Raw genomic sequence first — 24,901 nt, forward strand, 5'->3', positions numbered from 1 at the left:
TTTTGTTTTAGTACGTGTTACGGAGATTATTTTGAGTCAACATACTACCCCGACCAAATTGTTGCAACGCTTGATGGTTTGTGCGGCTTGCATTTTCAGCGTTGCTCAAGCTCAGGCGCAAGATACCAAAATAGCGATATTTGACTCTCAAAGAGTGATGCGCGAATCCGTTCCGGCAAAATCGGCTGAGGCTAAACTGAAAGTTGAATTTCAAAAGCGTGGTGAAGAACTGGAAAATCTGGCAAAGAAATTGAAGGCGACAGCTGAGAAGTATGAAAAAGATGCGCCTTTATTGTCAGAATCTGACCGTATTGTCCGTCAGCGTGAAATTACTGAGCTGGACCAGGCTTTCAAGCGCAAACAACGTTCTTATAATGAAGATGTGAGCCAGCGTCAGAATGAAGAAATTGCCTCATTGGTAGAACGTGCGCAAAAAGTGATCAAACAAATCGCCGAAGCAGAAAAAATTGATCTGGTCTTGCAAGATTCTGTTTATCACAGCGCCCGCATCGACATCACTGATAAAGTTCTCAAAGCACTCTCCAAATAATTCCTATGACCGCAAGCATTCGGCTGGGTGAATTGGTCGATCGCTTCGGTGGTCAATTGACTGGTTCACCAGATATCACTGTCACTGGCATTGCTCCTCTGGATGAGGCCAGTGAACAGCATATTACCTTTCTGTCCAATCCCAAGTTCCGTCACAAGGCAGCGGCTACCCAGGCTGCAGCATTGATTTTGACGCAAACCGATTTCGTGCAAATTGGCAAAGACTATGCTGGCATTTGTCTCATTGTCCCGCAACCTTATGTGTATTTTGCCCGTGCGGCGCAGTACTTTGCGTCACTCAATGCAATACCGGCAACAGTCGGCGTGCATCCTGCGGCATGGGTTAGTCCTCATGCGATCGTCGCTGCCACTGCCAGCATAGGGGCTAATGCCAGCATCGATGCTGAAGCAGTGATTGGTGAGCATGTTGTCATCAAGCCGGGTGTGGTGATTGGTCGTGGTGTTGTGATTGGTGATCATAGTCTGATTCATGCAAATGTCAGCATTTATGACTATTGTGTCCTGGGGCAGCGTTGCATTATCCATTCTGGTGCAGTAATAGGCGCTGATGGTTTTGGCTTTGCCAATGAAAAAGGCCAATGGGTAAAAATCCCGCAAACGGGCAGGGTGCTGATCGGTGATGACGTCGAAATCGGCGCAAACACCAGCATAGACCGCGGTGCTTTGGCTGATACCATCATAGAAGAAGGCGTCAAGCTGGATAACCAGATACAGATAGGCCATAACTGCCATATAGGCGCGCATACTGCCATGGCTGGCTGCGTAGGCGTGGCGGGTAGTGCCAAGATAGGCAAATATTGCACGTTCGGTGGCGCAGCCATGGTGTTGGGTCATCTGACCATCGTCGATAATGTGCATATTTCTTCTGCCAGCATGGTGTCGCGCTCCATACTTGAGTCGGGGCAATACACTGGCTTCTATCCCTTGGCGAAAAATGCTGATTGGGAAAAAACTGCTGCCATCGTGCGTAATCTATCGGGTATGCGCGAAAAAATGCGTTACCTCGAAAAAACAATGAAAACACTGACTGAAAAAGATCATGAATAGCCTGGACATTAATCAAATCAAAGAATACCTGCCACACCGCTATCCGATGTTGCTGGTCGATCGCGTATTGAGCTGGGAAAATGGCAAGACAATTACCGCCATCAAGAATGTCACGGCGAATGAAGAATTTTTTAACGGGCATTTCCCAAATAAACCTGTCATGCCCGGCGTATTGATGATAGAAGCGATGGCGCAGACTGCTGCCATACTCTCATTCCTGACCATGGGCCAAAAGCCGGATGAAAATACCATCGTGTATTTCCTTGGCATTGACGGCGCACGTTTTAAGCGCCCGGTTGAACCTGGTGACCAGTTGAAGATGGAAGTCGAAATCATCAAGGTTGCACGCGGTATCTGGAAATACAAGGCCAGGGCGACAGTCGATGGTCAATTGGCAGTAGAAGGCGAACTGATGTGCACCATGCGTACGAAAGATGAAGCCAAGGAGGGCTAGATAATGCATATCCATCCAAGCGCACTGATAGACCCAAAAGCCGAGCTGGATAGTACGGTTGAAGTGGGTGCCTATTCCATCATCGGCCCCAATGTGACGATAGCTGAGGGCACCAAGATAGGTCCGCATGTTGTCATTGAAGGGCATACGACAATAGGCCGTAACAATACCTTCTATCAGTTCTCTTCCATAGGTGCAGCACCGCAAGACAAGAAATATGCGGGCGAACCTACGCGTCTGGAAATTGGTGACAATAACGTCATTCGTGAATTTTGCACTTTCAATCTGGGCACGGTTCAGGACAACGGCGTTACCCGCTTGGGTAACGATAACTGGATCATGGCTTATGTACATCTGGCACATGACTGCCAGGTTGGCAACAACGTCATATTCGCCAATAACGCCGCTTTGGCTGGTCATGTGCATGTCGGTGACTGGGTGATACTGGGTGGTTTTACCAATGTTCACCAGTTCTGCAAGATAGGTGCACATGCAATGTGTGGCATGGGTACATCCTTATTGCAGGATGTGCCGCCGTTCGTTATGTTGAATGGCAATCCGGCTGCAGCCCATGGCATTAATGTCGAAGGTTTGAAGCGCCGTGGTTTTAGCCGTGAACAGATTGCAGCGATACGCCAGTCTTATAAACTGATCTATAAATCTGGCCTGACTCTGGAAGAAGCCAAGACAGCAATAGATGAACAGATTGCCTCGCTGGAAGCCGATGTAGCACTTCATGTACAGTCCATGCGCTATTTCCTGGATGCTGCGACACGTGGCATCGTCCGTTAAGCTGCTGTGACAACTCAAACTAATCGTCCCATTATTGCGATGGTTGCCGGAGAAACTTCCGGCGACATGCTGGCCAATCGTCTCCTTTCAGGCCTGCGTCCGGCTTTGCCTGATGCTCGTATGCACGGCATAGGTGGCCCGCGCATGGCTGAGCATGGCTTCATCAATGACTGGCCGATGGATAAACTATCCGTGCGCGGCTTGTTTGAAGTGCTGGCGCATTACCGTGAAATCAGCGGTATACGCAAGCAATTGCGTGAACAGTTATTGCTGGAAAAACCGGATGTCTTCATCGGTGTTGATGCGCCGGACTTTAATCTGGATCTGGAAATCCAGTTAAAGCGTGCTGGCATTCCTACCATGCATTACATCAGCCCATCGATCTGGGCCTGGCGTGGTGGGCGTATCAAAAAGATCGCTGAAGCAGTTTCCCACATGCTGGTAGTGTTTCCCTTTGAAGAAGAGATTTACCGCAAGGCTGGCATACCTGTGACTTATGTGGGCCATCCGCTGGCACAAGTCATTCCCATGGAAACTGACATGGCTGCCGCCAGGGATGAGCTGGGCCTCGACAAGAATGCCAGGGTGGTAACGATATTGCCGGGCAGTCGCATGTCCGAGATCAAATACAATACCGAAGCCTTTATCCAGACCGCCAAAATATTGTGTCAGCGTGACCCGCATTTGCAAATTGTCGTACCCATGGCTGGTGACAAGCAGCGCAGTTATTACATCAAGCTGGTGGTCGATGCCAAGCTCGATAACGTGCCAGTGCTGTTGATTGATGGCCGTTCACACACCGCCATTGCAGCGGCAAATGCGGTACTGGTTGCTTCAGGCACTGCATCACTGGAAGTGGCGCTGTTCAAAAAGCCTATGGTGATTGCCTACAAGATGATAGAAGCTTCATGGCAGATTTTGCGACACATGGGTTACCAGCCGTGGATAGGTTTGCCAAATATCCTCTCACGTGAATTCCTGGTGCCAGAATTTTTGCAATCAGCCGCCAGACCAGATGCAATGGCTGATGCATTATGGCAGCAGTTAAGTGACGAAGCCTTGCAGGAACGCCTGAAACAACGCTTCGTCGATATGCATCATTCCCTCTTGCGCGACACTGCCAACGTCTCGGCGCAAGCCGTATTACAATTGATCTCAGCATCCTGAGGCGGTTTGCTTCAGGTATCCACTGACCGATCATTGCATCAAATTTCTTTAAGAGTAGCAAGCATGTACGTTGATTCCCATTGTCATATCAATTTTCCCGAGTTGGCTGAGCGTTTGCCGGAGATATTGGGCAAGATGCAGGAAAATGGCGTAACCCATGCCTTATGCGTCTCAGTTGATCTGCCTGATTTTCCTCAAGTGCTGGCACTGGCTGAACAGTATCCGCACATCTATGCATCCGTAGGTGTACATCCTGATTATGAAGAAACAGAAGAGCCAAGCGCGGAGCAATTGGTCCAACTGGCAGAGCACGACAAAATCATCGCCATCGGTGAAACCGGCCTGGATTATTTTCGGCTGAAGGGTGACCTTGAATGGCAGCGTGAACGTTTCAGGCAGCATATACGTGCCTCGCGCATTTGCCGCAAACCACTGATTATTCATACTCGCGCAGCCTCTGAAGACACCATACGCATACTGAAAGAAGAGGGCGCAGGCACAGGGCAGGGTGGTGTGGCTGGTGTCATGCATTGCTTTACTGAGTCGCTGGAAGTTGCGCAGGCAGCAGTGGAGCTTGGGTTTTATATTTCATTCTCCGGCATCCTGACCTTTAAGAGTGCCAAAGATTTGCAGGCAGTAGCAAAAGCTTTGCCGTTGGACCGCATTTTAATAGAAACTGATTCACCTTATCTTGCACCAGCGCCACATCGCGGTAAAATGAATGAACCTGGTTTTGTGCGGCATGTGGGTGAATTTCTGGCAGATTTAAAAGGTATTTCTGTTAAAGAAGTGCAAGAGACCACGACCAGAAATTTCTTCCAACTGTTTCAATTTGCCCATTAAGGTCTGATATGCAAACAGCCCTGCCATCTGCATTGTTTTTATCAAGAAAATTTCATCTGCGTTGCCTGGCTTGTTTGTTATTGTGGCTATCTTGTACTTGTGCTTTTGCTGACGAACAGGAAGATTTGATTTTTGCTGTGCGCTTTGATCAGGTTGATAAGGTGAATGAATTATTGCAACGTGGTGTAAGTGTAAATATCACAGAAGCAATTCGTGGCGAAACCCTGTTAATGATTGCTTTGCGCGAAAATTCAAAAAAAGTTTTCCAATTCTTGCTTGATCGCAAAGATATCAAACTCGAAGCCAGGGCCAATAATGGCGACACTATTTTGATGTTGGCCAGCTATCTTGGAAATTTTCCCTTCGTTAAAGCAGTGGTCGATCATGATGCCGAGATCAATCAAGTTGGCTGGTGTGCCTTGCACTATGCTGCTGCTGGCGGCAATAAGGATATTGTTGCCTTGTTACTGGAAAAATCGGCCTATATAGACGCTGAATCCCCTAACAAAACCACCCCGTTGATGATGGCTGCCCGCACGGGTAAGCATCTTATCGTCAATCTTTTGCTGGAAGAGGGGGCGGACCCATTTCTCAAGAATGATCTGGGCTTAACCGCTCTTGATTTTGCGGTTGAAGTTGAGCAAAGAGAAATTGCTGCTGTTCTGAGAGAACGCATGCAGGCTACAAAAAAATAAGCTTTTTGCGTTGCAACATCTTGCTTGCAAAACAAAGTCTATGTTAAAGTTCGCGCATCTCATTTCCGGAGCACATCTGTGGACAGTTATAGTTGTCGATCATCACTCAACTTGGCAATGTAAGCACAGATTTTCTCTTGCTACCTTGCCATTTGGCGGGTAGTAGTCTTTCGCAGCAGTCATGCTGTCCTCTACTTTTACCCCTGTTTTAAATTTTGCGTGGCGCTGGCTATAGCCAGTATGCATGTGCGCAGCCGCGCAGTTCATCTTTGTCCAGACTTGATGTTTGTGACAGGAGGTATGCTATGTGCCGTTTTTTTGTTATCACTTCTTTTGATCTGAGGAGCATTCATGTTTGAATTGTTCCGTTTCCAGGCACGTGATGTCGTCACTGAAAGTAAGGGGCCAAATCGCTGGGATTGGGCTCTGCTTCCTCTGGTGTTGGCTGTATTGGGTATTTTTGCATTTGCCGCCATGCAGATGAGCCGTCCATTCGCTGTGGGCGAGGCTTTGCAGATCAGTCTTGATCCTGCCTATCTGCCTTACTATTTATTGCGCACCATTTTGCGCATGTTTACGGCATTGGCTTTTTCCCTTGTCTTCAGTCTGATATTTGCTGCTATCGCTGCCAAATATGCCGCTGCTGAAAAAGTAATGATACCGGCGCTGGATATTTTGCAATCTGTGCCTATTCTCGGTTTTCAAGCGATTGCGATTGCCCCTTTTATTGCCTTGTTCCCTGGTAATTTGCTGGGCGTGGAATGTGCTGCCATTTTTGCGATTTTCACTTCCCAGGCATGGAATATGGCATTCAGCCTGTATCAGTCCATACGCAATGTGCCACCTGAATTGAAAGAAGCGGCGCAGATATTCAGGCTGTCTGGTTGGCAGCGGTTCTGGCGTCTGGAATTGCCATTCGCCATGCCAGGCTTGCTCTGGAATATGATGATGTCCATGTCCGGCGGCTGGTTTTTCCTGGTCGCGGCAGAAGCTATTTCTGTAGCTGGACAAGACATTAAATTGCCGGGTATAGGTTCGTATATTGCGGTAGCGATTGAAGCCAGGGATGGCATGGCCATCACTTGGGCGATTGCTGCCATGCTGATTGGCATTTTGCTGTACGACCAATTGTTTTTTCGTCCCTTGCTGGCCTGGGCGGACAAGTTTCGCTTTGAAGAGACCCAGGGGGACACTGCGCAGCAATCATGGTTGCTGGACTGGATGCGCAGCAGCCGTTTGTTCCGCGCCTGGATAGCCAGGTTCTGGCTTTTTCTTGGGCGTGGCTTGTCATGGTTTAGCGTGCAAGGTGATGGTACTACCGTGCAGGCAAATCAGCGTTTCAACCATCCTGCCTGGCCTAAAGTCCTGGATGCAGTTTTGTTGCTGGCATCTGTTTTTGCCATGTACAGCCTGTTTATTTTCATACACAGTGTGGTGGGCTGGGCTGAAGTGGCGCATGTGCTGGGCTTGGGCTTGATTACCCTGGTGCGTGTCATGTTGTTGATTGCCCTCGCTTCATTGTTCTGGGTGCCGGTGGCAGTCTGGATAGGTTTGCGCCCACAGTATTCGCAAAAAGTGCAGGCAATGGCGCAGTTTTTGGCAGCATTCCCTGTCAATCTGATGTTCCCCCTGGTGGTGTTTGCCATGGTGACTTTCAACCTGACACCAAATATCTGGCTCAGCCCTTTGATGGTGTTTGGTACGCAGTGGTACATCCTGTTTAATGTCGTGGCTGGTGCTGCCACCATCCCCAATGAACTGCGGTTGGCAGCAGACAACCTGGGGTTGAAAGGCTGGCTGAAGTGGAAGCGCGTATATTTGCCTGCTGTTTTCCCCAGCTATATCACAGGCGCAATCACAGCCAGTGGTGGCTCATGGAATGCCAGTATCGTGGCTGAATATGTCACCTGGGGTAAAACCACACTAGTGGCCGATGGCCTGGGTAGCTATATCAAGCAAATGACGGAGACGGGGGACTTTCACCGCATTGCTTTGGGCATAGGCGTGATGTGCATATTCGTCATGCTGCTGAACCGTTTTTTCTGGCGCAAATTGTATTTGCTGGCCGAAGACCATCTGCGTTGAGCCAGTGAGCTTACGCCTGGATTATTCATCAAGGAATTCAAGATGACTCAAAATTTATTACTCGATCTGAATCAAGTTGCCAAATCCTTTAAAGCAGCAGATGGTAAATCGCGCCTGATACTGGACAAGGTTGATTTCCAGCTCAAAGATGGCGAAATCGTCGCCTTGTTAGGTAAATCCGGTTCCGGCAAATCCACCTTATTGCGCATCATGGCTGGTCTGATACCAGCAGATGCAGGCAAGGTGGCTTATCGTGACAAGGCAATTGGCGGGCCAGTGGCAGGCATCGCCATGGTGTTCCAGTCATTTGCCTTATTCCCATGGCTGACCGTGCAACAGAATGTAGAACTCGGGCTTGAGGCCCAAGGTGTGCCGGCAGCAGAGCGAGAACAAAGAGCCGATGCAGTTCTCGAATTGATAGGCCTGGCTGGCTTTGGCGGTGCCTTGCCACGTGAGCTTTCTGGCGGCATGAAACAGCGTGTGGGTATAGCCAGGGCACTGGTCACCAATCCAGACGTGCTGCTCATGGATGAAGCTTTCTCTGCACTGGATGTGCTGACAGGTGAAACCCTGCGTAATGACATGCTTGAATTGTGGGAAGAAGACCGGATATCCACCAAGGGCATACTCATCGTTTCTCATAATATTGAAGAAGCCGTCATGATGGCGGATCGCATCATTATTTTATCCAGCGATCCGGGCTCAGTCAGATGTGAAATCAAAATAGATTTACCCAGACCGCGTGATGTCGATTCGCTTGAAGTTCGCGCCCTGATTGATGAAGTGTATGGTTTGATGACCATGCGCGCCACTCATGAGGCAGCCGCTGATACGCCAAATGCCCGCCACATGGGATATCGTTTACCCGAGACGGACGTCAGCCGTATCGAAGGTATTCTTGATTTGCTGGCAGAAGCCCCATTCAATGGCCGTGCCGACTTGCCGCAACTGGCAGAAGAAGCTGAATTGTCGGATGAAGAATTATTCCCGACCTATGAAGCCCTGAGCCTGTTGGGTTTTGCCGTGCTGGAAAAAGGCGACATCATGCTGACGCCACTGGGTAAAAAATATGTAGAGGTAGAGCAGGCGCAAAAGCAGGAATTGTTTGGCCAGCAATTGCTGACGCATGTTCCATTGGCAGCACATATACGCCGCAATCTGGAGTCGGAAACAAGTGGCAGCCTCTCTGAGCAACCACTGATAGATTTGCTGGAAGAGTTTTTGAAATCTGATGAAGCAAAACGCGTACTAGAAGTTGCTATTGAATGGGGGCGCTATGGCGAGGTCTATGAATATGATTATCATACTGGTCGCCTGACTTTGCCTGAGGATAATCAAGAGTAATTATTGCGTCTTTGCAGGGCAGGGGGAAGCTTAGCAAAAATTCCTGCTACCTACTTCCAATTGTCCCAGAAGATGCGACATATCCACCAGGCGTTTGGCAACCAGATGCCTGACTTCGGCTTCGCATTGCCAGATGCCATATACGCCAAGCAGTGGTGCGCTCAAGACTTCACTACGCTGTTTTTCCAGCACATTTGGCCAGATAATCACATTCACTGGGCCGGTTTCATCTTCTATGGTGATAAAGATGACGCCATTGGCCGTCTGTGGTCTTTGCCTTACCGTGACCAGACCGCAGCCGCGCGCAAATTGCCCTTGCTGAAAGGTATTCAGCATTTCCGCAGGTAAGAAACGTTTGGCCAGCAATTGCGGTCTTAACAAAGCCAGGGGATGACGCTGCAGACTGAATCCGGTCGCATGATAGTCGCTATAAATTTCCTGTGCTTCTGAAGGCGCTTTCAGTTGCGGCACTTGCTCCTGCATGCTGGTAACACGCAACAAATCCTTGTCCGGCATTGCACCTACTGCCTGCCACAGTGCCTGCCTTCTATGTCCGGCCAGGCTTGACAATGCATTACCTGCAGCCAGTACATGCAAATCATGTTGACTCAATTGTGCGCGTTTTGCCAGATCATGCACATCAACAAAGGCCTGTTCCTGACGTGCCTGCATGATGCGCAAGGCAGCACTTTCAGACATGCCATATAACAAAGAAAACCCCATGCGCACGGTGGGTTGCAGGGTTTCGGTAAATCTATTGAGTTTCATCTCTGTCTCAAGTGATGAATCCCAATCGCTACAGGTCACATCGATGGCACTGACTTGCACATCATGGCGACGCGCATCCTGTATCAATTGCGAAGGCGAATAAAATCCTAATGGCTGAGAATTCAAGAGCGAGCATAAAAACACCGCAGGTTCATGGCGTTTGATCCAGCTACTAAAATACGCAAGGATGGCAAAGCTGGCTGAATGGCTTTCGGGAAATCCATAATCACCGAACCCCTTCATTTGCTCGTAGATTCCTTGAGCAAATTTGCGTTCATAACCATTCTTGACCATGGTTTCTACTATCCTGGTTTCATAGCCTTCCAGACCACCTTTGCGCTTCCAGGCAGCCATTGCGCGGCGCAAGCCATCTGCCTCTCCTGCTGTAAAGTCTGCTGCATGCATGGCGATCTGCATGACCTGTTCCTGAAAAATGGGTATCCCGAGCGTGCGTTGCAGCGCTGCCCGCATGCCTGGATTTTCATGTATTTCTACAGGCTGCTTACCCTGCCGTCTTTGTAAATAAGGGTGCACCATGCCGCCTTGTATAGGGCCGGGCCGCACAATGGCAATTTGTATTACCAGATCATAAAATTCTCTGGGTCTCAAGCGTGGCAACATACTCATCTGCGCCCGCGATTCTATCTGGAACACACCTATGGTATCTGCTTTGCAGATCATGTCGTACGTCAGAGGATCTTCACGTGGCACATCCTGCATGCACTTAGGTTTGCCTGGCAAGGTGGCCATCAAGTCAAAAGCCCGTCGCAATGCCGACAGCATGCCAAGGGCTAGCACATCAACTTTGAGCAAGCCCAGGGATTCAAGGTCATCCTTATCCCATTGAATCACGTTGCGCTTTTCCATCGCTGCATTTTCTATCGGCACCAGCCTGGATAATTTACCGCGTGCGATGACAAAGCCTCCGCTATGCTGGGATAGATGACGTGGGAAGCGCAGTAATTTCCCTGTCAACAATGCCCATTGCTGGGCGATAGGGGAATTGGTGTCCAGGCCGCATTCAGTGAATCGCTTGAATAACTCTTGTTTGCTATCAAACCAGCGATGCGATTTGGCCACGGCATCGACTATCGCCAGGTCTATGCCCAAGGCTTTTCCGACATCACGCAGGGCGCCGCGCGGGTGGTAAGTGTGCACAGCAGCAGCCAGCGCAGCGCGGTCACGACCATATTTTTCGTAGATATACTGCATGACTTCTTCGCGGCGTTGATGTTCAAAATCGACATCGATGTCGGGGGGCTCACCTCTTTCCTTGGACAAGAATCGTTCAAATAACAGGGTATGTGTTTCTGGATTGACTTCGGTGATATGCAGGCAATAGCAGACGACAGAATTGGCTGCAGAGCCGCGTCCCTGGCAGAGTATTTCCTTTTGCCTGGCAAAATTAACGATATCAAACACCGTCAAAAAATAAGGTTCATAAGCCAAATCATTAATCAGGTGCAGCTCATGTTCTATTTTGTTTTTTACAGATGATGGCAAACCTTGCGGATAGCGTAGATCAGCTCCTTTATAGACCTGAAGCTTTAAATAACTGGCAGGCGTATATCCTTTGGGTACCAATTCGTGCGGATACTCATAGCGCAATTCATTCAATGAAAAGCTGCACTGGTCTGCGATTTTCACTGTTTCGGCCAGAGTATGCAGCGGATAAATCGTCGCTAACCTTAAACGCGAACGCAGGTGCTGCTCTGCATTCATCGCCAGCGTGTAACCACATTCAGTGATGGGCTGGCACAGGCGTATGGCAGTCATCGTGTCCTGCAAGGGCTTGCGGGACCTGACATGCATAGTGACCTGGCCTATGGCAACGACGGGTAATTGCACAACTTCAGCTGCCGCATCAACTTGCTGTTTTTGATATTCATCTGCAATTTGCATCAGTAAATTCAAACCTATCCAGGCGCGACCTGGGAAGTTTTGCTTCAACCATTTCGCTTGTTTCAGTAGTAGTTCGCTTTCTGCAGGGTAGGTTGGCACCAGTATCAACAGGCAATCTGGCAAGCCAGACAAATGTTCCAAACCTGGCGGTGGTGTGACGAAATCTTTGGGCGTCAATAAGTAACTACCCTTGGTCGCCCGGCATCTGCCAAGAGTGATCATTTCAGACAAATTGCCATAGCCTTCACGGTTTTGAGCAAGGGCAATCAGATGCACATTATTTTCTGGTGCTTCTACATCTTCCAGTTTGAAGTGGGCACCGATGATGAGATGCAAGCCGGTATTTTTTGCTGCTGTATATGCTCTTGCCAAGCCAGCAAAGGAACACTCGTCGGTAATGGCCAGGGCGCGATAATCCAGCTTAATCGCACGTGCCACCAGTTCTTCTGAATGTGATGCTCCATGCAGAAAGCTGAAATTGCTCATGCAATATAATTCTGCATATTCTGGCAGGAAGGCACTCATGTTGATATATCCAAGGCTTGTATCCAAAACGGCTATCCAAAAATGCCGTGCAAGAACCACACAGGTTCTTCACTGTCGGGATCATTGGCACGCTCGCGATAAATCCAGTAACGCACATGGCGCTTATCGACAGCGATGTAGTAATCCCGGGTTTGTATTTGCTCCTGCCACCAGCCTGCTTCTATGCGCTCAGCCGGAGAAACGAGTTTGAGTTCTGAGCCGTAATAAGGGCGATGCTCGTGAATGTCCAGCGCCAGCGGTTGGGGCAATAACCAGTTAGGGCGCAAGGCATAGCCTGCCAAAGTAGATGGCGGGCAGGGCGGCGGAGCTTTCTTGATGACAGAAATCCAGTGATTGGCAATATCCGCCCTATGGTCTGCACGCGGTGCTGGCTGCAAGACATTGTCTTCACCCAGGCGGGCAACTAATAACTCAAGCAAACGCTTGTGCTCATTTGCTTGTCCACCCGGTTCAGGGAACAAGGTATAGCTTTGTGCTTCGCGCAAGATAGTTTGTTTTACTTCCAACAGCATACCGATGACAGCACTATGCAGCTTGAGCTGACTGAGTTTTTCTTTGAATAAACTCAGTAAATGCGATTCTTGCCAGCATGCTTGTGACAGTTGCAGATCAAACATGGTAGGTGGAATAGCCTGGCGGCCACGCTCATGCAATAACTCCATGTGTATATGTGTAACCGCCAGTTGCTGCGCAGCCAGCCATCCCAGCAACTGGGCCAGCAGGCTACGGGCAAAAATAACAAGTGATTCTGCAAGCTCTATACGGTCTGGCAATTCGATTTTGACTTTGAATTCTGGTGCTGCCAGATACCATTCATGTACTTCGGCCTGCTCACCATAAGCTTGATCCAGCTCCATGAGTAAAGCTTTGCCGCAACGCCTCTGCAAGCCAGGGCGTGGTAATTGACGTAAATCCCTGAGGCTATAACAGGCTATGCCCTGTAATAATTCAGTCAAAGGCTCAGCTGCAGTGAGTAATTTGACGGGTAGTTTGTCCAGGCGCTGGCTCAATCTTTGCAGTTTAAAGACATGCTGTCCTCTGGGTAATTTGCGCGATGCCTGCTTGGCCAATAACCATGCAGCCCTGGCAACGGGAGCAATGCCTGTGGTTGCTGTATAACCCAGTAAACGCATGCTTTCTTGCACGCGTTTACGCAAAGCACGTATGCCCCCAAACAGACTCAGGCTGGCACTGATATCAATCAATATGCAATCGTCTTCTGCCAGGCAGACTTGTGGGGAGTATTGCAGCAGCGCAGTTGCCACTGCCTGCAGTGCCAGTTTTTCTTTATTGTGATCACGCTGATAGTAATCAGCATCGGCACATAACATTTGCACACCACCCGCCCGCATATTCAAGCGTATACCAGCCTGATCGGCAGACGCAGACATTGACGTCACCCGGCCTTGATGAAGAATGACACTGACTTGCGTCTCTTGCTGAGCAAACAAGGGAGTGACAAAGACCTCAAGCTGGAGTAAAGGCAGGTGAACGGCTATCCACAGCGGTGGGCAAGTTGCCATAGTTTGTCGCAAGTTTTTCTTTGCCTGGATGAGCATAGGCATACAAATAAGGATGATCGGGCACATGTAATGTCAGTGGTGCATCGCGCTGGCTGCCACGGCGCTTGAGTATGCCCAACTCCAGGCCATATTGACTTGTTTGCACACTCAATCGTAAAGGGGCGGGAGAGGCTTGCTGTGCCGCCCGCATGTCACGCATCAAAAAAAATAAAGTCTCCGAGCTTTGTGCTGCCAGATGCAAACGACGCAAAGCTTCACTACGGATGCTGGATGTCCAGAATAACAGCGCACCACAACTGCTATTGCGCAGCACCTGTTCTGCCGCCCACAGGGCATCAACATGTTTGTGGCAGCGTATCCATATCAATTGAGATGCCTTTAAGTCTGCGCATGAAAAAGCCAATGCCTGCGGTATATAAGGCGGTGTCAGCAAAACAATAGGGTGCCCATCAAGTTGACTTAAGGCTGGTTTGAGCAAGCTGAGTTCAGCAGTGCCAATCTGCGGCAGCAAAATCTCGGTTAATTGCCCCTGTGGCCAACCATTGCCAGGCAGTTCATTATTGAGTTCAGCATAACCACTGGGCATATAAGCACCCTGACCACGCGCCAACTGCGATGCACGCCATAGTGAGGGGTGTATGCGTTCAGGGGAAAGTGAGGAAACGTGGGTCATATTACATACACTGATTAAATATACAGTATATGTAATATAGCGAAAGACTTCAAAGTTTATTTTATGTGCCAGTACTACGTGACTGGGATAAGAGAGTATAGGGAGATTGTATGGAGATGAGAAAACCACAGTGTTACATAATACTGATTGCGCATACAGTAGTTTGTGGTAAAGTTCGTTCCATGGATGAACGCATGGCTGTCTTGATGACCGTTCCTCTATCACATACCAACCGATATGGAGATTGAAATTATGGCAAACCTCGAACAGTCCTTTGATACACGCTTCAGCCTGCAATTCGCCCCAACATCATTTTTGATGCGTCTTGGTCGTCGCGAAATATTCGTCTGCCGCGACTTCAGGCAGCGCTCTTACTATGTCAATCCTATGCTGGATTGCAGTACAGGTATACAAGCTGGCCATCTGGAAATGCTGGTGTTCCGCAAGTGGCTGATTATTTTGTCCAAAGCAAACTGGTAAACAATTGATCATGCTTACTTAAGCTGATTATTAAATATCTTCCCGTATTGAGCGAGCAAGAGTTTGTAGCAAACATATACGTCATATTGTACGTATTGTTTGCTGCAAAGACCTGCTGTCATTGATGAGAGTCTTTAGATAATAGGCATTTAGGTATCTAGAATCTAATTGTAAGACTTAAGCCCGCAAGAATGGCCCGGGGCCTGGCCAGGTTTGATCGGTAATAGGTGCAGCCAGTGCCTCATCACATCCCTGGCTTGCACTCCAAGCCAGATAGCGACTGCAGCGCTGCGTATCCTCCAGTGTATGGACGTAGGTGATTTTGCCCCAGCGCATGCGCATTAATTGCATCACTACATTCTTGTAGGGGCCATCTGGCTGGTGCGGAACGATAAAATTCAGCACCGCATGGATACGGGTATCCCACGGCGGCCCGATAACGGCTACTTCTTTTACCTCAAATTGCAAGCCAGGGAACAAGCGGTATAAGCGCTCCCACCATAAAGCCATGGATGCCCGTGAATTACGCAAACCAGAAATCGGCGAATCTCCTTCAAAGCGATATGTAAAATCAGTAGCCAGGCTATCCAGCATCAGGCTGACATCGCCTGTGTTGATAGCAGCAAAGGTTTTACGAAGTTTGTTCTCAACGATATAAGCATACATGGGAAACTTTCACTGGCATAATGCAAGTAATATAAACAGGTAACTTGCATCAAGCAAGCTAAATTATGGAGCGCAGTTCCTTTTCTGATTTTTCCTGTTCAATAGCCCGCACACTGGAAGTCATTGGTGAGTGGTGGTCATTGCTGATCTTGCGTGATCTGTTTCTGGGGTTTGAGCGTTTTGACGATCTCCAACGCAATCTTGGCGTAGCATCCAACATTCTGACCACCCGGTTAAAAAAAATGATGGAGCATGGCATCGTCGAGCGACATACTGATGCGCAGGATAAACGTGTCTGGCGTTATAGCCTGACGCAGCAAGGGCGGGATTTGTATCCAGTATTACTGGCATTAACTGCCTGGGGAGATAAATGGCGCACAGCAGAAGGGCAACAACCCTTACTGGTACGTCATCAGCATTGTGGTCACATCACCACTGCTGTACCGGCATGCGCTGCTTGCAAAGAAGAACTGCAGCTTGAAGATATACGATTTGAGGCTGGGCCCGGTGGCAGGGAAAAGCCAGGAACAGCCTTAATGGGGCAAGTGCTGGTCCGACCAAAACAGGATAAGCCAAGTTGACAAAAATAGCTCTGTGTCAAACCAGTGCTGATCGTTTTGTTAGCCTAAGTATTCTGCACTGCATCCTCAGGCGGGATAAAATCTTTCGCCGTCCTATCCCCCTCGTTATGTTTTCTGTCGCCAGAAATTTCGAGAGCAATGCCTGCCGCAGCTTCAGCTGGCATACCATCTGTGCGGCGCAAATATTCGGCCTCACCGACGATATCATCCCTTTGCACTGCCAGGTCCTTGGCTTGCATGCTTTCACCAGGCAATTCAACTTTCAGTTCATCGATCAGCATAAGCAACGTCGCTGCGACTGGCAATGCCAACAGGGCACCACCAATGCCATACAAAGTGCCGCCAGCGATCAATGCAAATAAAACTATAGAAGAGGGCAAGCGCAATGCGCGTCCATAAACGACAGGGATCAATACCCGACTTTCAAACTCTTCATAGCACAACAACAGCACGCCCACCACGGTGGCGGCAACGCCACTAACAGCAAATGCAGCGAGCACAGCCGGTACCATGGTGAGGAAAATACCCACGAAAGGGAGCACATCCACAATTCCACCAAAAGCGGCAATCGCAATTGCATTTGGTACGCCACAGGCGGTAAGCAGAATAAACAGAAAAACCGTCATCATGACGCAGGTGAGAACTTGACCACGCACGTAACCACCAACGATGGTTTCAAGATTGAGCATGATACGCGCCAGTTTGATGTGATGCGCACGGGGTATCACGGCAAACAATGCGCCGCGCAAGCGATCGCGGTCTATCATAATGTACAAGGCGAGAAAAAATGCCCCGGCTCCATACGCAATGATTTCAAACAAACCTCTGGAAAAAGCCATGGCTTCACTACTATAAGACTTGAACAGTGCGGCGTATTGAATATGACGTAATCCATCCGCCAGAGAAGCAGTGAACGGATACTGGGCGAGAAATTTAATCAGATGACCGCGCAATTCAGGTTCTTGCTGGACAAGACTGGCGACCTGGGCAATGAATGGTGGTACGGTAAAAACCGCCAGACCGACCAAGACCACCATCAATACTGTAAATACAATCGCGATGCCGGCAAAGCGGCGAATATTGCGGCGTTCAAACCAGTCAACAGCCGGATTCAAAGTACCCACCAGCATCAGCGCAGTGATCAACACCAGAATGACAGGTACTAACTGAGAGAGTAGTGCAAAGCCCAGCACCACACCTACAATTGCCACGATAGTAGATCGAGCCAACTCTATGCGTATCGTTTTCTTCGGCTGAGAAGAAGGCGGTTTTTGTGCGGAATTTTCTGGGTATTGTCTCATTAGCGCTTATGTTCTCGGTCATCTCGCGCAAGTTCGGTGAACCTGCTTAAAGTTATACGGATAAAAGTCATGCACATCATGCCCGCCTTTCCTGGCAGCATCTGTGCGTTATCCCGCATCCAGTTCCAACTGACAACACCTGACAACACTATAAACAACACGAACAGGCTACTATCTGGATTGGTAAGTACGGGGGAGCCTGCACATTAGCGCAGTCTGGCTTGTCATTTTAAAAATGAACAAGCCAGTTTGACCTGCATCAATCAAGCACCTGTCATGGCAGCAGGGCAGCCGTGCCAACTGGAATTGGCAGGGATATATTCGCCCTTCATCACCAGTGTCATTGCACCAAGGCTGGCCCCATCTGCCACCACGGCACTATATAAAACCGAGCTGCGCGGGCCCATGTAAACACGCTCACCGATACTGACATGGTCAATTTTCATGATCCTGTCTTCAAACAAATGTGTTTGTGGGCAGGCCAAAGCATTGATTTCGCTATAGTCACCTATGCTCACGCAGTCAAACTCGGTAATGTCAGTGGTGTCCATGTACACGCCTCGTCCAATTTTGCAGCCCAACAAGTTGAATACCAAAGGCAACCAGGGTGTACCACGCAAGTAACGCATGAAATTTGGTACGGCAATACCTTCATACAGATTGGTGATTCCTTCTGATATCCAGACAAAAGGTGTCCACATAGGCACGCTGCTTTTCTTGTAGCGGAAAATCAGTATCCATTTCAATACCAGCACAAAGGCAAAACTGCCTATCCCATATAGCAGGCCGGCAACCACCAGGTAATACACAACCTCACTCCAGCGATCGTCTCCGGCCAAAGGCATCAAATCCAGAACGATGGTATAGCCAACAGCGATCACCATTGCATGCGGCGCAATGATGCGGAAAGCCTCAATCAAACCACGTCCCAGACGGCGAATAAGAGACGGCCGGAAAGTCAGGTTCTCAGGGAATCCTTTGGTTACCTCACGGGCAGGCAAATGGATAGCTGGCGAACCCAGCCAGGTATCACCCTCACGCATTTGTTCATTATCTGGCGCACTGGAATGTACGCCTATCAATACATTCTCAGGCAAGATCGTGCCATCAGGCACGTATGCGCCATTCCCCACAAAACTGCGGCGAGAAATCACGGTTGGATGCATGCTCATCCAGCCACAATCAATTTGCTCATCACCCAGCAACACTGCATCAGCGATAAAGGTTTCATCACCTAGAGTCAGCATGTCTGGCACGACACCCAAAGCGGTAGAAATTTCAGCGCCACGCCCGACTTTGGCACCCAGCAAGCGATACCAGAAGGGTGCATATACCGTTGCGTATACTCCGTGCAGAACATTCAGGCTGGATTCCTGGATCTGATTGACCAGCCATTTGCCGCAATAAGTATTGCCATGAACCGGATATTGCCCCTCCTTCAAGGTCGGCAAAATACTCCAGCGTATGCCCGCAGAGAGCAAGGCCGTACAGACAATCAATACCGCAGTGGCAGGGAAAGCCAGCAAGAAATATTTCATGAGCTGGAAAATCACGGAATTACTTTGCAGACCGGGGAAAAGCTCAGAATTATCAAACCAGTCTATTGTCACAAAGCTGGGGAAGACCGGCATGAAAAACAGGGCGCTGATCAACAGCGAACCAAATACAAAAAACACAGTTTCACCAACCAGGCGCAAACGAGAAGCCTGTGGCCGGGGTGGAAAAATCGAGGCATCAAATGCGCCCACATCTCTTGCCGGAGAACCCTTCCAGATTCGGGATTTTGGTATACGCTGCCCTTCACTTAAAGCAGATTGCCCTTCAAGATGACCACCAGCTTCAATATGTACATTACCTTCCAGCACAGCATACGAACCGGCATAGGCATCGTCTTCCAGCGTAATTGTCCCCAGAATTAACTCGCCATGCTGCACTCTGGCATTTTCAAAATTGCTGGCATTACCTATGCTGCAACGGTCACCGATGCGTAGCAAATCAGGCACCCGCAAAGTCATGGAGCCTATCACGACGTCAGACCCTACTTTTGCACCCAGTGCACGCAACCACCAATTGTATAAGGAGGAGCCGCTCAACATGTAAGTAGGCGCAGCTTCTACCAGTCTGTCAGCCAGCCACCAGCGATAATAGGTCAAACCCCACAAGGGGTAGCGTCCGGCCTTCAGCCGCCCGGCAATGACCCATTTTCCGAGAATGGCAACGGCAAATTCAGCCAGTGTCAACAACAAGAAAACACCAACAGACAAGAACACAGCTCTGGCAATGGAGTCTTCAGGGTCGCCCGTAAAGAAGTGATAGGCAAAAAATGGTGCCAACCATTGCACCATGCGCATGGCCACTAACCAGGGTATCGCTGCTGCTTGCCCTATGCCGCAAAGCCAGCGCTTCCATTCAGGTGCAGTGGTCCATTGTTGCTTGCTTGATGCTGCTGATGCATCCTGCGTTACACCAGTGGATTCCAGTACTTGCAGCATCCTGGCAATCACCCTGTGTGTATAAATGTCGCTTATTCTGAAATACGCAAAACGTGGGTGTTTGCGCAAAATCGACACCAGTTTTGCTGCCATCAAAGAATGGCCGCCCAGATCAATAAAAAAATCAGATCCACGTTGTATCGCCTGCCCAGGAAACAGACTGGCCAAGGCCTCAAACAGCACGGCCTCAGTTTCATTTTCCGGCGTATCTGACGCATCGTTTGCAGCCTGCTTTGCCAGAGTCAGCTTTTTGAGCGTATTGCGGTCAATTTTGCCCGAGGTCAGCCTGGGCATTTCAGGCAGGTATTCAAAGCGGGCAGGCACCATATAAATAGGCAAGACCCTGCTTAACTCGGTGCGCAAGACAACCGCATGCTGCGCAAACACGCTGGCATCAGTATCGGCGGGAAGCTGATCATTGACGATGAAAGCCACGATCTGATCAATGTCTTCATCTTTACGCAAGACAACAGCAACCGCACCCACGCCAGCTTGTTTGGCCAAAACAGATTCAATTTCGCCCAGCTCAACCCTGAATCCACGGATTTTTACCTGATCATCAGCCCGCCCCAGGCACTGCACACTGCCATCTGGGTTAAAACAGGCCAGATCACCTGTGCGATACAATCTGGCCTCATGCGCATTCCTGGCCCAAGGATTGGCAAGGAATTTTTCAGCCGTCAGATCTGGGCGCCCAAGATAACCAATCGCCACACCGGGACCAGAAATACAAAGCTCCCCGGTTTCGCCCGCAGGCAAAAGACGCAAACCGTTTTCAACATCGGTAGCAATGACAAGTAAAGAATAATTAGGTAAAGGCTTGCCTATGTTCACAGCCCGTTCCGGCTGCAATTGCGCCAGGCTGGCAGAAACGCTGGCTTCAGTAGGCCCATAAGTGTTGAACATCTGCCGTCCAGGGCGCGACCAACGCTTGACCAACACCTCGGGACACATCTCACCACCAAGATTGATCAAGCGCAGACTGTCAACCTCATGGCTGAATAAAGCGAGGAGGGTGGGGACCGCGTGTAAAACACTGATGTGGTTTTCATTCAAGGCCAGCGGCAGGGCATCTGGATCAGCCGTAATTTCTTTTGGCGCCAGCCACAAGGTCGCACCAACCAGGTAACTGATCCAGATTTCTTCAAATGACATATCAAATGCCAATGAAAATCCCTGATACACACGGTCATCATGCCGTATGCCCAGCACATGGTTTTCACTACGCAAAAAATGACATATGCTGGCCTGATTTACCAATATGCCCTTGGGCTTGCCGGTCGATCCTGAGGTATAAATCACATAAGCCGGGTCGCTGCCTTTGACGGCTCCACGCTTTAAGATGGTGTGCCCAATATCGACCAATGCATCTTCAGCTAGCCATTTCTGGCAGTCCAGCGCAGTCAGTTGCGCTTCAAAAGCCTGGCAGCTCAATATGCCAAAAGCATTTGCATCATTAAGGCAAACAGCAATCCTGTCTATCGGAGTATCTGCGTCAAACGACAGCCAGGCAGCGCCAGTTTTGGCAATGGCCACCTGCATGATCAACAAATGTATGCCTCGTGGCAGCCACAAGCCAACAATATGCCCGGGCCGCACACCGGCAGCGATCAGAACAGAGGCAACACGATCTGCATCAGCATTCAATTGCCCATAACTGACAGACAGTTCACCTGAGATTAATGCGGTCTTGTCGGGGAAAGCGGCCGCGCTTGCCTCCAGCAAATCAGCCAGCACTTCCTCTCGTAAAAAATCGTGCCTTTCCTCACCGTACAAAATTTCTAGGTTTATTATTGTATTTGTGCTGCTAAACGATTGCATAAAAAATCTGAAAGAGAAAGGTCACTTAATATAGGCTAAATTTTGGCGCCAAAAGCCAAATACTTTCTCATGTTGAGAAATCACAACTAAAGTGCCAGTTTACCATTTTGATAAATCCATCTTTGGGAAATATGCGTAACGAATTATTTTGTTTCAATTGTTTGCCCCAAGCCAGTCAGTTGTTTAAATTCTTGTACAATCTGCAATTTACTTGCCAGTTGTCAAAATGGTGATCGCCATGATGGCGACCCCAAAGCCAATACTGTTGAAGTGGAGCGCCGTTCGGATATCACGATCACAGATCGGCAGGTATCGGTCAGAAGCCGTCATTTTTCCGTATTTAAATACCTCAACCATGAGAAGCATAATGAAGCACAGCAAAGGATTTAATACCATGCACTATATGTGTAGATATTTTGTTGTCGCCTTGTTGGGTGCAGCAACGTTATCTGCCTGCGATGCCCATGTCAAAGCGGGGTATTTCGATAAGGACAAGGCCCAAGCATTAGCCAGTGTTGATAAATTTCGCACACTCTATGAAAAACAGGACTACTCACGGCTTTATGATATGGGCTCTCCCGTGATGAAGGGTTCAGTGCAGAAGGAACAATTCCTTACAGCAGTCCAGGCCTCGTTTGCCAAATATGGTAAATACAAGTCGTCCGTTCTCGTCGGGTCATCCTGTTTTCCTAACGAAGTCCGGTTGGTGTACGACGCCGAGTACGAGAATATGAAAGTGAGAGAATTAATGGTCTGGTCTGTGCCGAACAATGATGCCGAGTTGGTGATGTACCAGATTTCTCCAGGTCAAGGTGAATTCCAGAAAGAGTCCCAAGTCGGTTGTCCTACACCTTGACGAGTGGTGCGTCTCTTGCGTTGATAGCCGTTTCTCACACTTGCCGCCGTTTGACGTACTGAAAAGACCAAATCCGTTCATCTTGCAAGGGCAAATTTCGACTGATTTACAGCCGTTTGCAGCATCTTTTGCCATCTGCGTAAAAGCCTTCTTAATTTCGCATAATTTATATTATGTAAAATAGCCTCCAAATTGAAGGCATGGATTTTGTCAAAAATTAGATCGGCAATAAGGACAATCTTTACCCCGCTTACATTTCAAACGGCAACAAGCTAAGTAATCTAAAATCTCCCTTTTTGGAACGCCTGACATCATCAGGCGTTTTTTTTCGACCTCAATTCTTCGATAGGCTTTGCGGCGCGGCGCATCGCCAAAACGCCAGGAGCGCGTGTTTCGTATCGTCCAATAATGCCTTTTAATAATTTCAAAAATTTGTTGTTTTTCGGCTACGGATAAAGGCTCAAACGGGAAAAGCTCTAACTGCACGTCGTTGTATCAGGGGCAAGTAATTTGCAGATGATGCAAGATATCAAAGGCTGAGTTTGGCTTGCATGGCGCACAGTCGGCCATCAGTTGGCGTACATCAAACTGCGGACTTGGCCAACCATGATAGGCCAACCACCACAGCATTCATGGGGTCTAAAGCGACCCCATACCCTGCAACTTTAGAGAAAGTTCCCGCGTGACGAAATGCTGCCTGTGATAAACGTGTATGAATCAAAGTCGCATCGTTCGTACTTCTGCCCAGCAAAATAGATAGCGGCATTTTCTTCATTCATGCGCCAGCGTGTCCGCACCATTTTCTTTTTACCTGGCACTACGTAGTACCAAAAGTAAATAGTCTGCTCGTCGCCTTCCTTGTATTTGTCTGTATGCTGCATGATATCAACCACTGTATAGATAAGCAGTGCAAATCTTGGACAAAAATCTGGACAGATGCAAGTTGTATGCATGTACAGCCACCACAGCAATCACGGGGCCTAAAGCGACCCCATACCCTGCAACTCTGGTGTAAAACCCTCCTTTAATGCAAAAGTGACAACATATAAATAAGATTGTATTATCTGACAACTTTCTCAAATAACACACTTAAGGTATGCGATGCAGCTTAAAGACAAGTTTAGATATTTAGTGATTTTTTCATATGTCACTGGAATGATTGGTCTGTTTTACGACTTCATTTTCTCTAGCAATTTGCCGCCTGCAATTCATGCAGCTATTAGCGAAAATATCTTAAACACAGGCTCCAACCCAATTTTCGATATTGGAACCTTGTTAATAGGATTAACCGTATCTCTGGCGACCACAATAGGAATGTGCAATTTCCGACAATGGTCAAGAAGACTTTGCCTGTATATGGTGCCAGTAGGAGTATTTTTTTCAGTTTTAGCAGAGCCGATAGTCCTATCAGGAATTGGTCATTCCTTTATTTATCTGGCTTACATGACATCAGGTGCAAGCATAGCAATTGCATACTTTGAGCCAACGATAAACAACCAATTCATAAGCGCAAAAACGGTCTTTTAATAAGCGCAAAAACCTCAAAGCGCCACGGTTACTCTTGCGTCCAAAAACGACAGCAATAAATGATGGTGACTTAAAGATGTTGGAAATGATAAGCTGATTATCACTAAAACTGATAAATAACAGGGTGTTGTGATGAACGATGACTTTGAAACCGTTTCGCCAGTTATCCGATTTGGGTGTGCAATATTAGTATTTCTATTTTTTTCAACGCCAATGATTGAGATGCTGTCACCTAAAAATGACGACATTACTGGGGTGGGATACTATGTTTTTTCAGTCTCCTTTTTTTTAATTGGAGTAGCGTCCGCCCTCGCAATCCTACGAAAGAAGGTTGTCCGTAAAATAAAGCGAAAAGTTAGCGCGACAACATTAAAGGAAAACAACAATCCAGAGGGAGCAAATATAGAAGCGGCAACTTCCAGCCCCAATCAATTCGATACAATCATCAATAAACTGACGGAAAAACTTTGGGTCAGATATTTGGCAGGCACTGCTTTATTTTTTGCAAGCGAGGAATTGCTAGTCTCATACTTATCCCTTCAATCAACCACGCCGTCCGAGAATCTTATCTATTGTTTCAGTATATTAATGCTTTTTTGCGGCGGGCTAGTTTGCATGAAAGAGCTCATAGCATATCTGATTGAGCTTGCCCGCATAAAACGTATCCCTTACTGAGGGTTTAAAATTCAGTTAAGGAGAGAAGCATGTCACAAAACAAACGAGCACGCTATTCGCAGGAATTCAAGATTGAGGCGGTCAGGTTGGTGC

The 24,901-nt window shown here is 48.4% G+C and carries 21 protein-coding genes; 14 read left to right on the forward strand and 7 right to left on the reverse strand.

Annotated elements, in window-relative coordinates; all coding sequences use genetic code 11:
* The first annotated feature begins 31 nt into the window (after positions 1-31).
* From ACO0LN_RS15475 to ACO0LN_RS15515, 9 genes are all read left to right on the forward strand, one after another.
* Complete coding sequence (locus tag ACO0LN_RS15475; RefSeq protein WP_422975244.1) at positions 32-550, forward strand: OmpH family outer membrane protein; 519 nt, start codon at positions 32-34, stop codon at positions 548-550.
* Positions 551-555: 5 nt separating this feature from the next.
* Positions 556-1,617, forward strand: coding sequence for a UDP-3-O-(3-hydroxymyristoyl)glucosamine N-acyltransferase (gene lpxD / locus ACO0LN_RS15480; protein ID WP_422975246.1), 1,062 nt, complete (start codon positions 556-558; stop codon positions 1,615-1,617).
* Positions 1,610-2,071, forward strand: a complete 462-nt coding sequence (gene fabZ / locus ACO0LN_RS15485; protein ID WP_422949882.1) for a 3-hydroxyacyl-ACP dehydratase FabZ — start codon at positions 1,610-1,612, stop codon at positions 2,069-2,071. The genes lpxD and fabZ overlap by 8 nt, the downstream gene beginning before the upstream one ends.
* Positions 2,072-2,074: 3 nt before the next feature.
* Positions 2,075-2,863, forward strand: a complete 789-nt coding sequence (gene lpxA / locus ACO0LN_RS15490) for an acyl-ACP--UDP-N-acetylglucosamine O-acyltransferase (RefSeq protein ID WP_422975248.1) — start codon at positions 2,075-2,077, stop codon at positions 2,861-2,863.
* A gap of 6 nt (positions 2,864-2,869) precedes the next feature.
* Positions 2,870-4,030: a lipid-A-disaccharide synthase gene (lpxB, locus tag ACO0LN_RS15495; protein WP_422975250.1), complete on the forward strand. Its 1,161-nt coding sequence runs from the start codon at positions 2,870-2,872 to the stop codon at positions 4,028-4,030.
* Positions 4,031-4,093: 63 nt separating this feature from the next.
* On the forward strand, positions 4,094-4,873 hold the full coding sequence (locus ACO0LN_RS15500) for a TatD family hydrolase (RefSeq protein ID WP_422975252.1): 780 nt from the start codon (positions 4,094-4,096) through the stop codon (positions 4,871-4,873).
* 8 nt (positions 4,874-4,881) lie between these two features.
* Positions 4,882-5,568 carry an ankyrin repeat domain-containing protein gene (locus tag ACO0LN_RS15505; protein WP_422975254.1) on the forward strand — a complete coding sequence of 229 codons (687 nt, stop codon included), beginning with the start codon at positions 4,882-4,884 and terminating at the stop codon, positions 5,566-5,568.
* A gap of 351 nt (positions 5,569-5,919) precedes the next feature.
* Positions 5,920-7,653 carry an ABC transporter permease gene (locus ACO0LN_RS15510; protein ID WP_422975256.1) on the forward strand — a complete coding sequence of 578 codons (1,734 nt, stop codon included), beginning with the start codon at positions 5,920-5,922 and terminating at the stop codon, positions 7,651-7,653.
* Positions 7,654-7,695: 42 nt separating this feature from the next.
* A complete protein-coding gene (locus ACO0LN_RS15515; protein ID WP_162058960.1) occupies positions 7,696-8,997 on the forward strand; it encodes an AAA-associated domain-containing protein in 1,302 nt (433 codons plus the stop codon).
* 30 nt (positions 8,998-9,027) lie between these two features.
* On the opposite strand, the gene ACO0LN_RS15520 is transcribed toward ACO0LN_RS15515, so the two are convergent.
* From ACO0LN_RS15520 to imuA, 3 genes are read right to left on the reverse strand one after another with little or no spacing between them, the layout of a single operon-like run.
* Positions 9,028-12,192 carry an error-prone DNA polymerase gene (locus ACO0LN_RS15520; protein WP_422975259.1) on the reverse strand — a complete coding sequence of 1,055 codons (3,165 nt, stop codon included), beginning with the start codon at positions 12,190-12,192 and terminating at the stop codon, positions 9,028-9,030.
* Positions 12,193-12,224: 32 nt separating this feature from the next.
* On the reverse strand, positions 12,225-13,748 hold the full coding sequence (locus ACO0LN_RS15525; RefSeq protein WP_422975261.1) for a Y-family DNA polymerase: 1,524 nt from the start codon (positions 13,746-13,748) through the stop codon (positions 12,225-12,227).
* On the reverse strand, positions 13,681-14,409 hold the full coding sequence (imuA, locus tag ACO0LN_RS15530) for a translesion DNA synthesis-associated protein ImuA (RefSeq protein WP_422975263.1): 729 nt from the start codon (positions 14,407-14,409) through the stop codon (positions 13,681-13,683). Before imuA ends, ACO0LN_RS15525 begins: the two co-directional genes overlap by 68 nt.
* Before the next feature lie 252 nt (positions 14,410-14,661).
* Between imuA and ACO0LN_RS15535 the strand changes: the two genes are divergently transcribed.
* The gene (locus tag ACO0LN_RS15535) at positions 14,662-14,889 is read left to right on the forward strand and encodes a hypothetical protein (RefSeq protein WP_422975265.1); all 228 of its coding nucleotides are present in this window, start codon (positions 14,662-14,664) and stop codon (positions 14,887-14,889) included.
* A 177-nt stretch (positions 14,890-15,066) separates the two neighbouring features.
* On the opposite strand, the gene ACO0LN_RS15540 is transcribed toward ACO0LN_RS15535, so the two are convergent.
* Complete coding sequence (locus ACO0LN_RS15540) at positions 15,067-15,555, reverse strand: nuclear transport factor 2 family protein (protein ID WP_422975267.1); 489 nt, start codon at positions 15,553-15,555, stop codon at positions 15,067-15,069.
* A 65-nt stretch (positions 15,556-15,620) separates the two neighbouring features.
* On the opposite strand from ACO0LN_RS15540, the gene ACO0LN_RS15545 reads away from it, so the two are divergent.
* On the forward strand, positions 15,621-16,136 hold the full coding sequence (locus tag ACO0LN_RS15545; protein ID WP_422975269.1) for a winged helix-turn-helix transcriptional regulator: 516 nt from the start codon (positions 15,621-15,623) through the stop codon (positions 16,134-16,136).
* Between the two features lie 44 nt (positions 16,137-16,180).
* On the opposite strand, the gene ACO0LN_RS15550 is transcribed toward ACO0LN_RS15545, so the two are convergent.
* Complete coding sequence (locus ACO0LN_RS15550) at positions 16,181-17,437, reverse strand: AI-2E family transporter (protein ID WP_422975271.1); 1,257 nt, start codon at positions 17,435-17,437, stop codon at positions 16,181-16,183.
* Between the two features lie 263 nt (positions 17,438-17,700).
* Positions 17,701-21,750 carry a Pls/PosA family non-ribosomal peptide synthetase gene (locus ACO0LN_RS15555; protein ID WP_422975273.1) on the reverse strand — a complete coding sequence of 1,350 codons (4,050 nt, stop codon included), beginning with the start codon at positions 21,748-21,750 and terminating at the stop codon, positions 17,701-17,703.
* Between the two features lie 367 nt (positions 21,751-22,117).
* On the opposite strand from ACO0LN_RS15555, the gene ACO0LN_RS15560 reads away from it, so the two are divergent.
* Complete coding sequence (locus ACO0LN_RS15560) at positions 22,118-22,606, forward strand: hypothetical protein (protein WP_422975275.1); 489 nt, start codon at positions 22,118-22,120, stop codon at positions 22,604-22,606.
* Between the two features lie 665 nt (positions 22,607-23,271).
* Here ACO0LN_RS15560 and ACO0LN_RS15565 read toward each other — a convergent pair.
* Positions 23,272-23,487, reverse strand: coding sequence for a hypothetical protein (locus ACO0LN_RS15565; RefSeq protein WP_422975277.1), 216 nt, complete (start codon positions 23,485-23,487; stop codon positions 23,272-23,274).
* Positions 23,488-23,707: 220 nt separating this feature from the next.
* Between ACO0LN_RS15565 and ACO0LN_RS15570 the strand changes: the two genes are divergently transcribed.
* Positions 23,708-24,133, forward strand: a complete 426-nt coding sequence (locus ACO0LN_RS15570) for a hypothetical protein (protein ID WP_422975279.1) — start codon at positions 23,708-23,710, stop codon at positions 24,131-24,133.
* Between the two features lie 132 nt (positions 24,134-24,265).
* Positions 24,266-24,808, forward strand: a complete 543-nt coding sequence (locus ACO0LN_RS15575) for a hypothetical protein (RefSeq protein WP_422975281.1) — start codon at positions 24,266-24,268, stop codon at positions 24,806-24,808.
* The last annotated feature ends 93 nt before the right edge of the window (positions 24,809-24,901 follow it).

The organism is Undibacterium sp. TC9W (assembly GCF_049339865.1).
Lineage (GTDB): Bacteria > Pseudomonadota > Gammaproteobacteria > Burkholderiales > Burkholderiaceae_D > Undibacterium.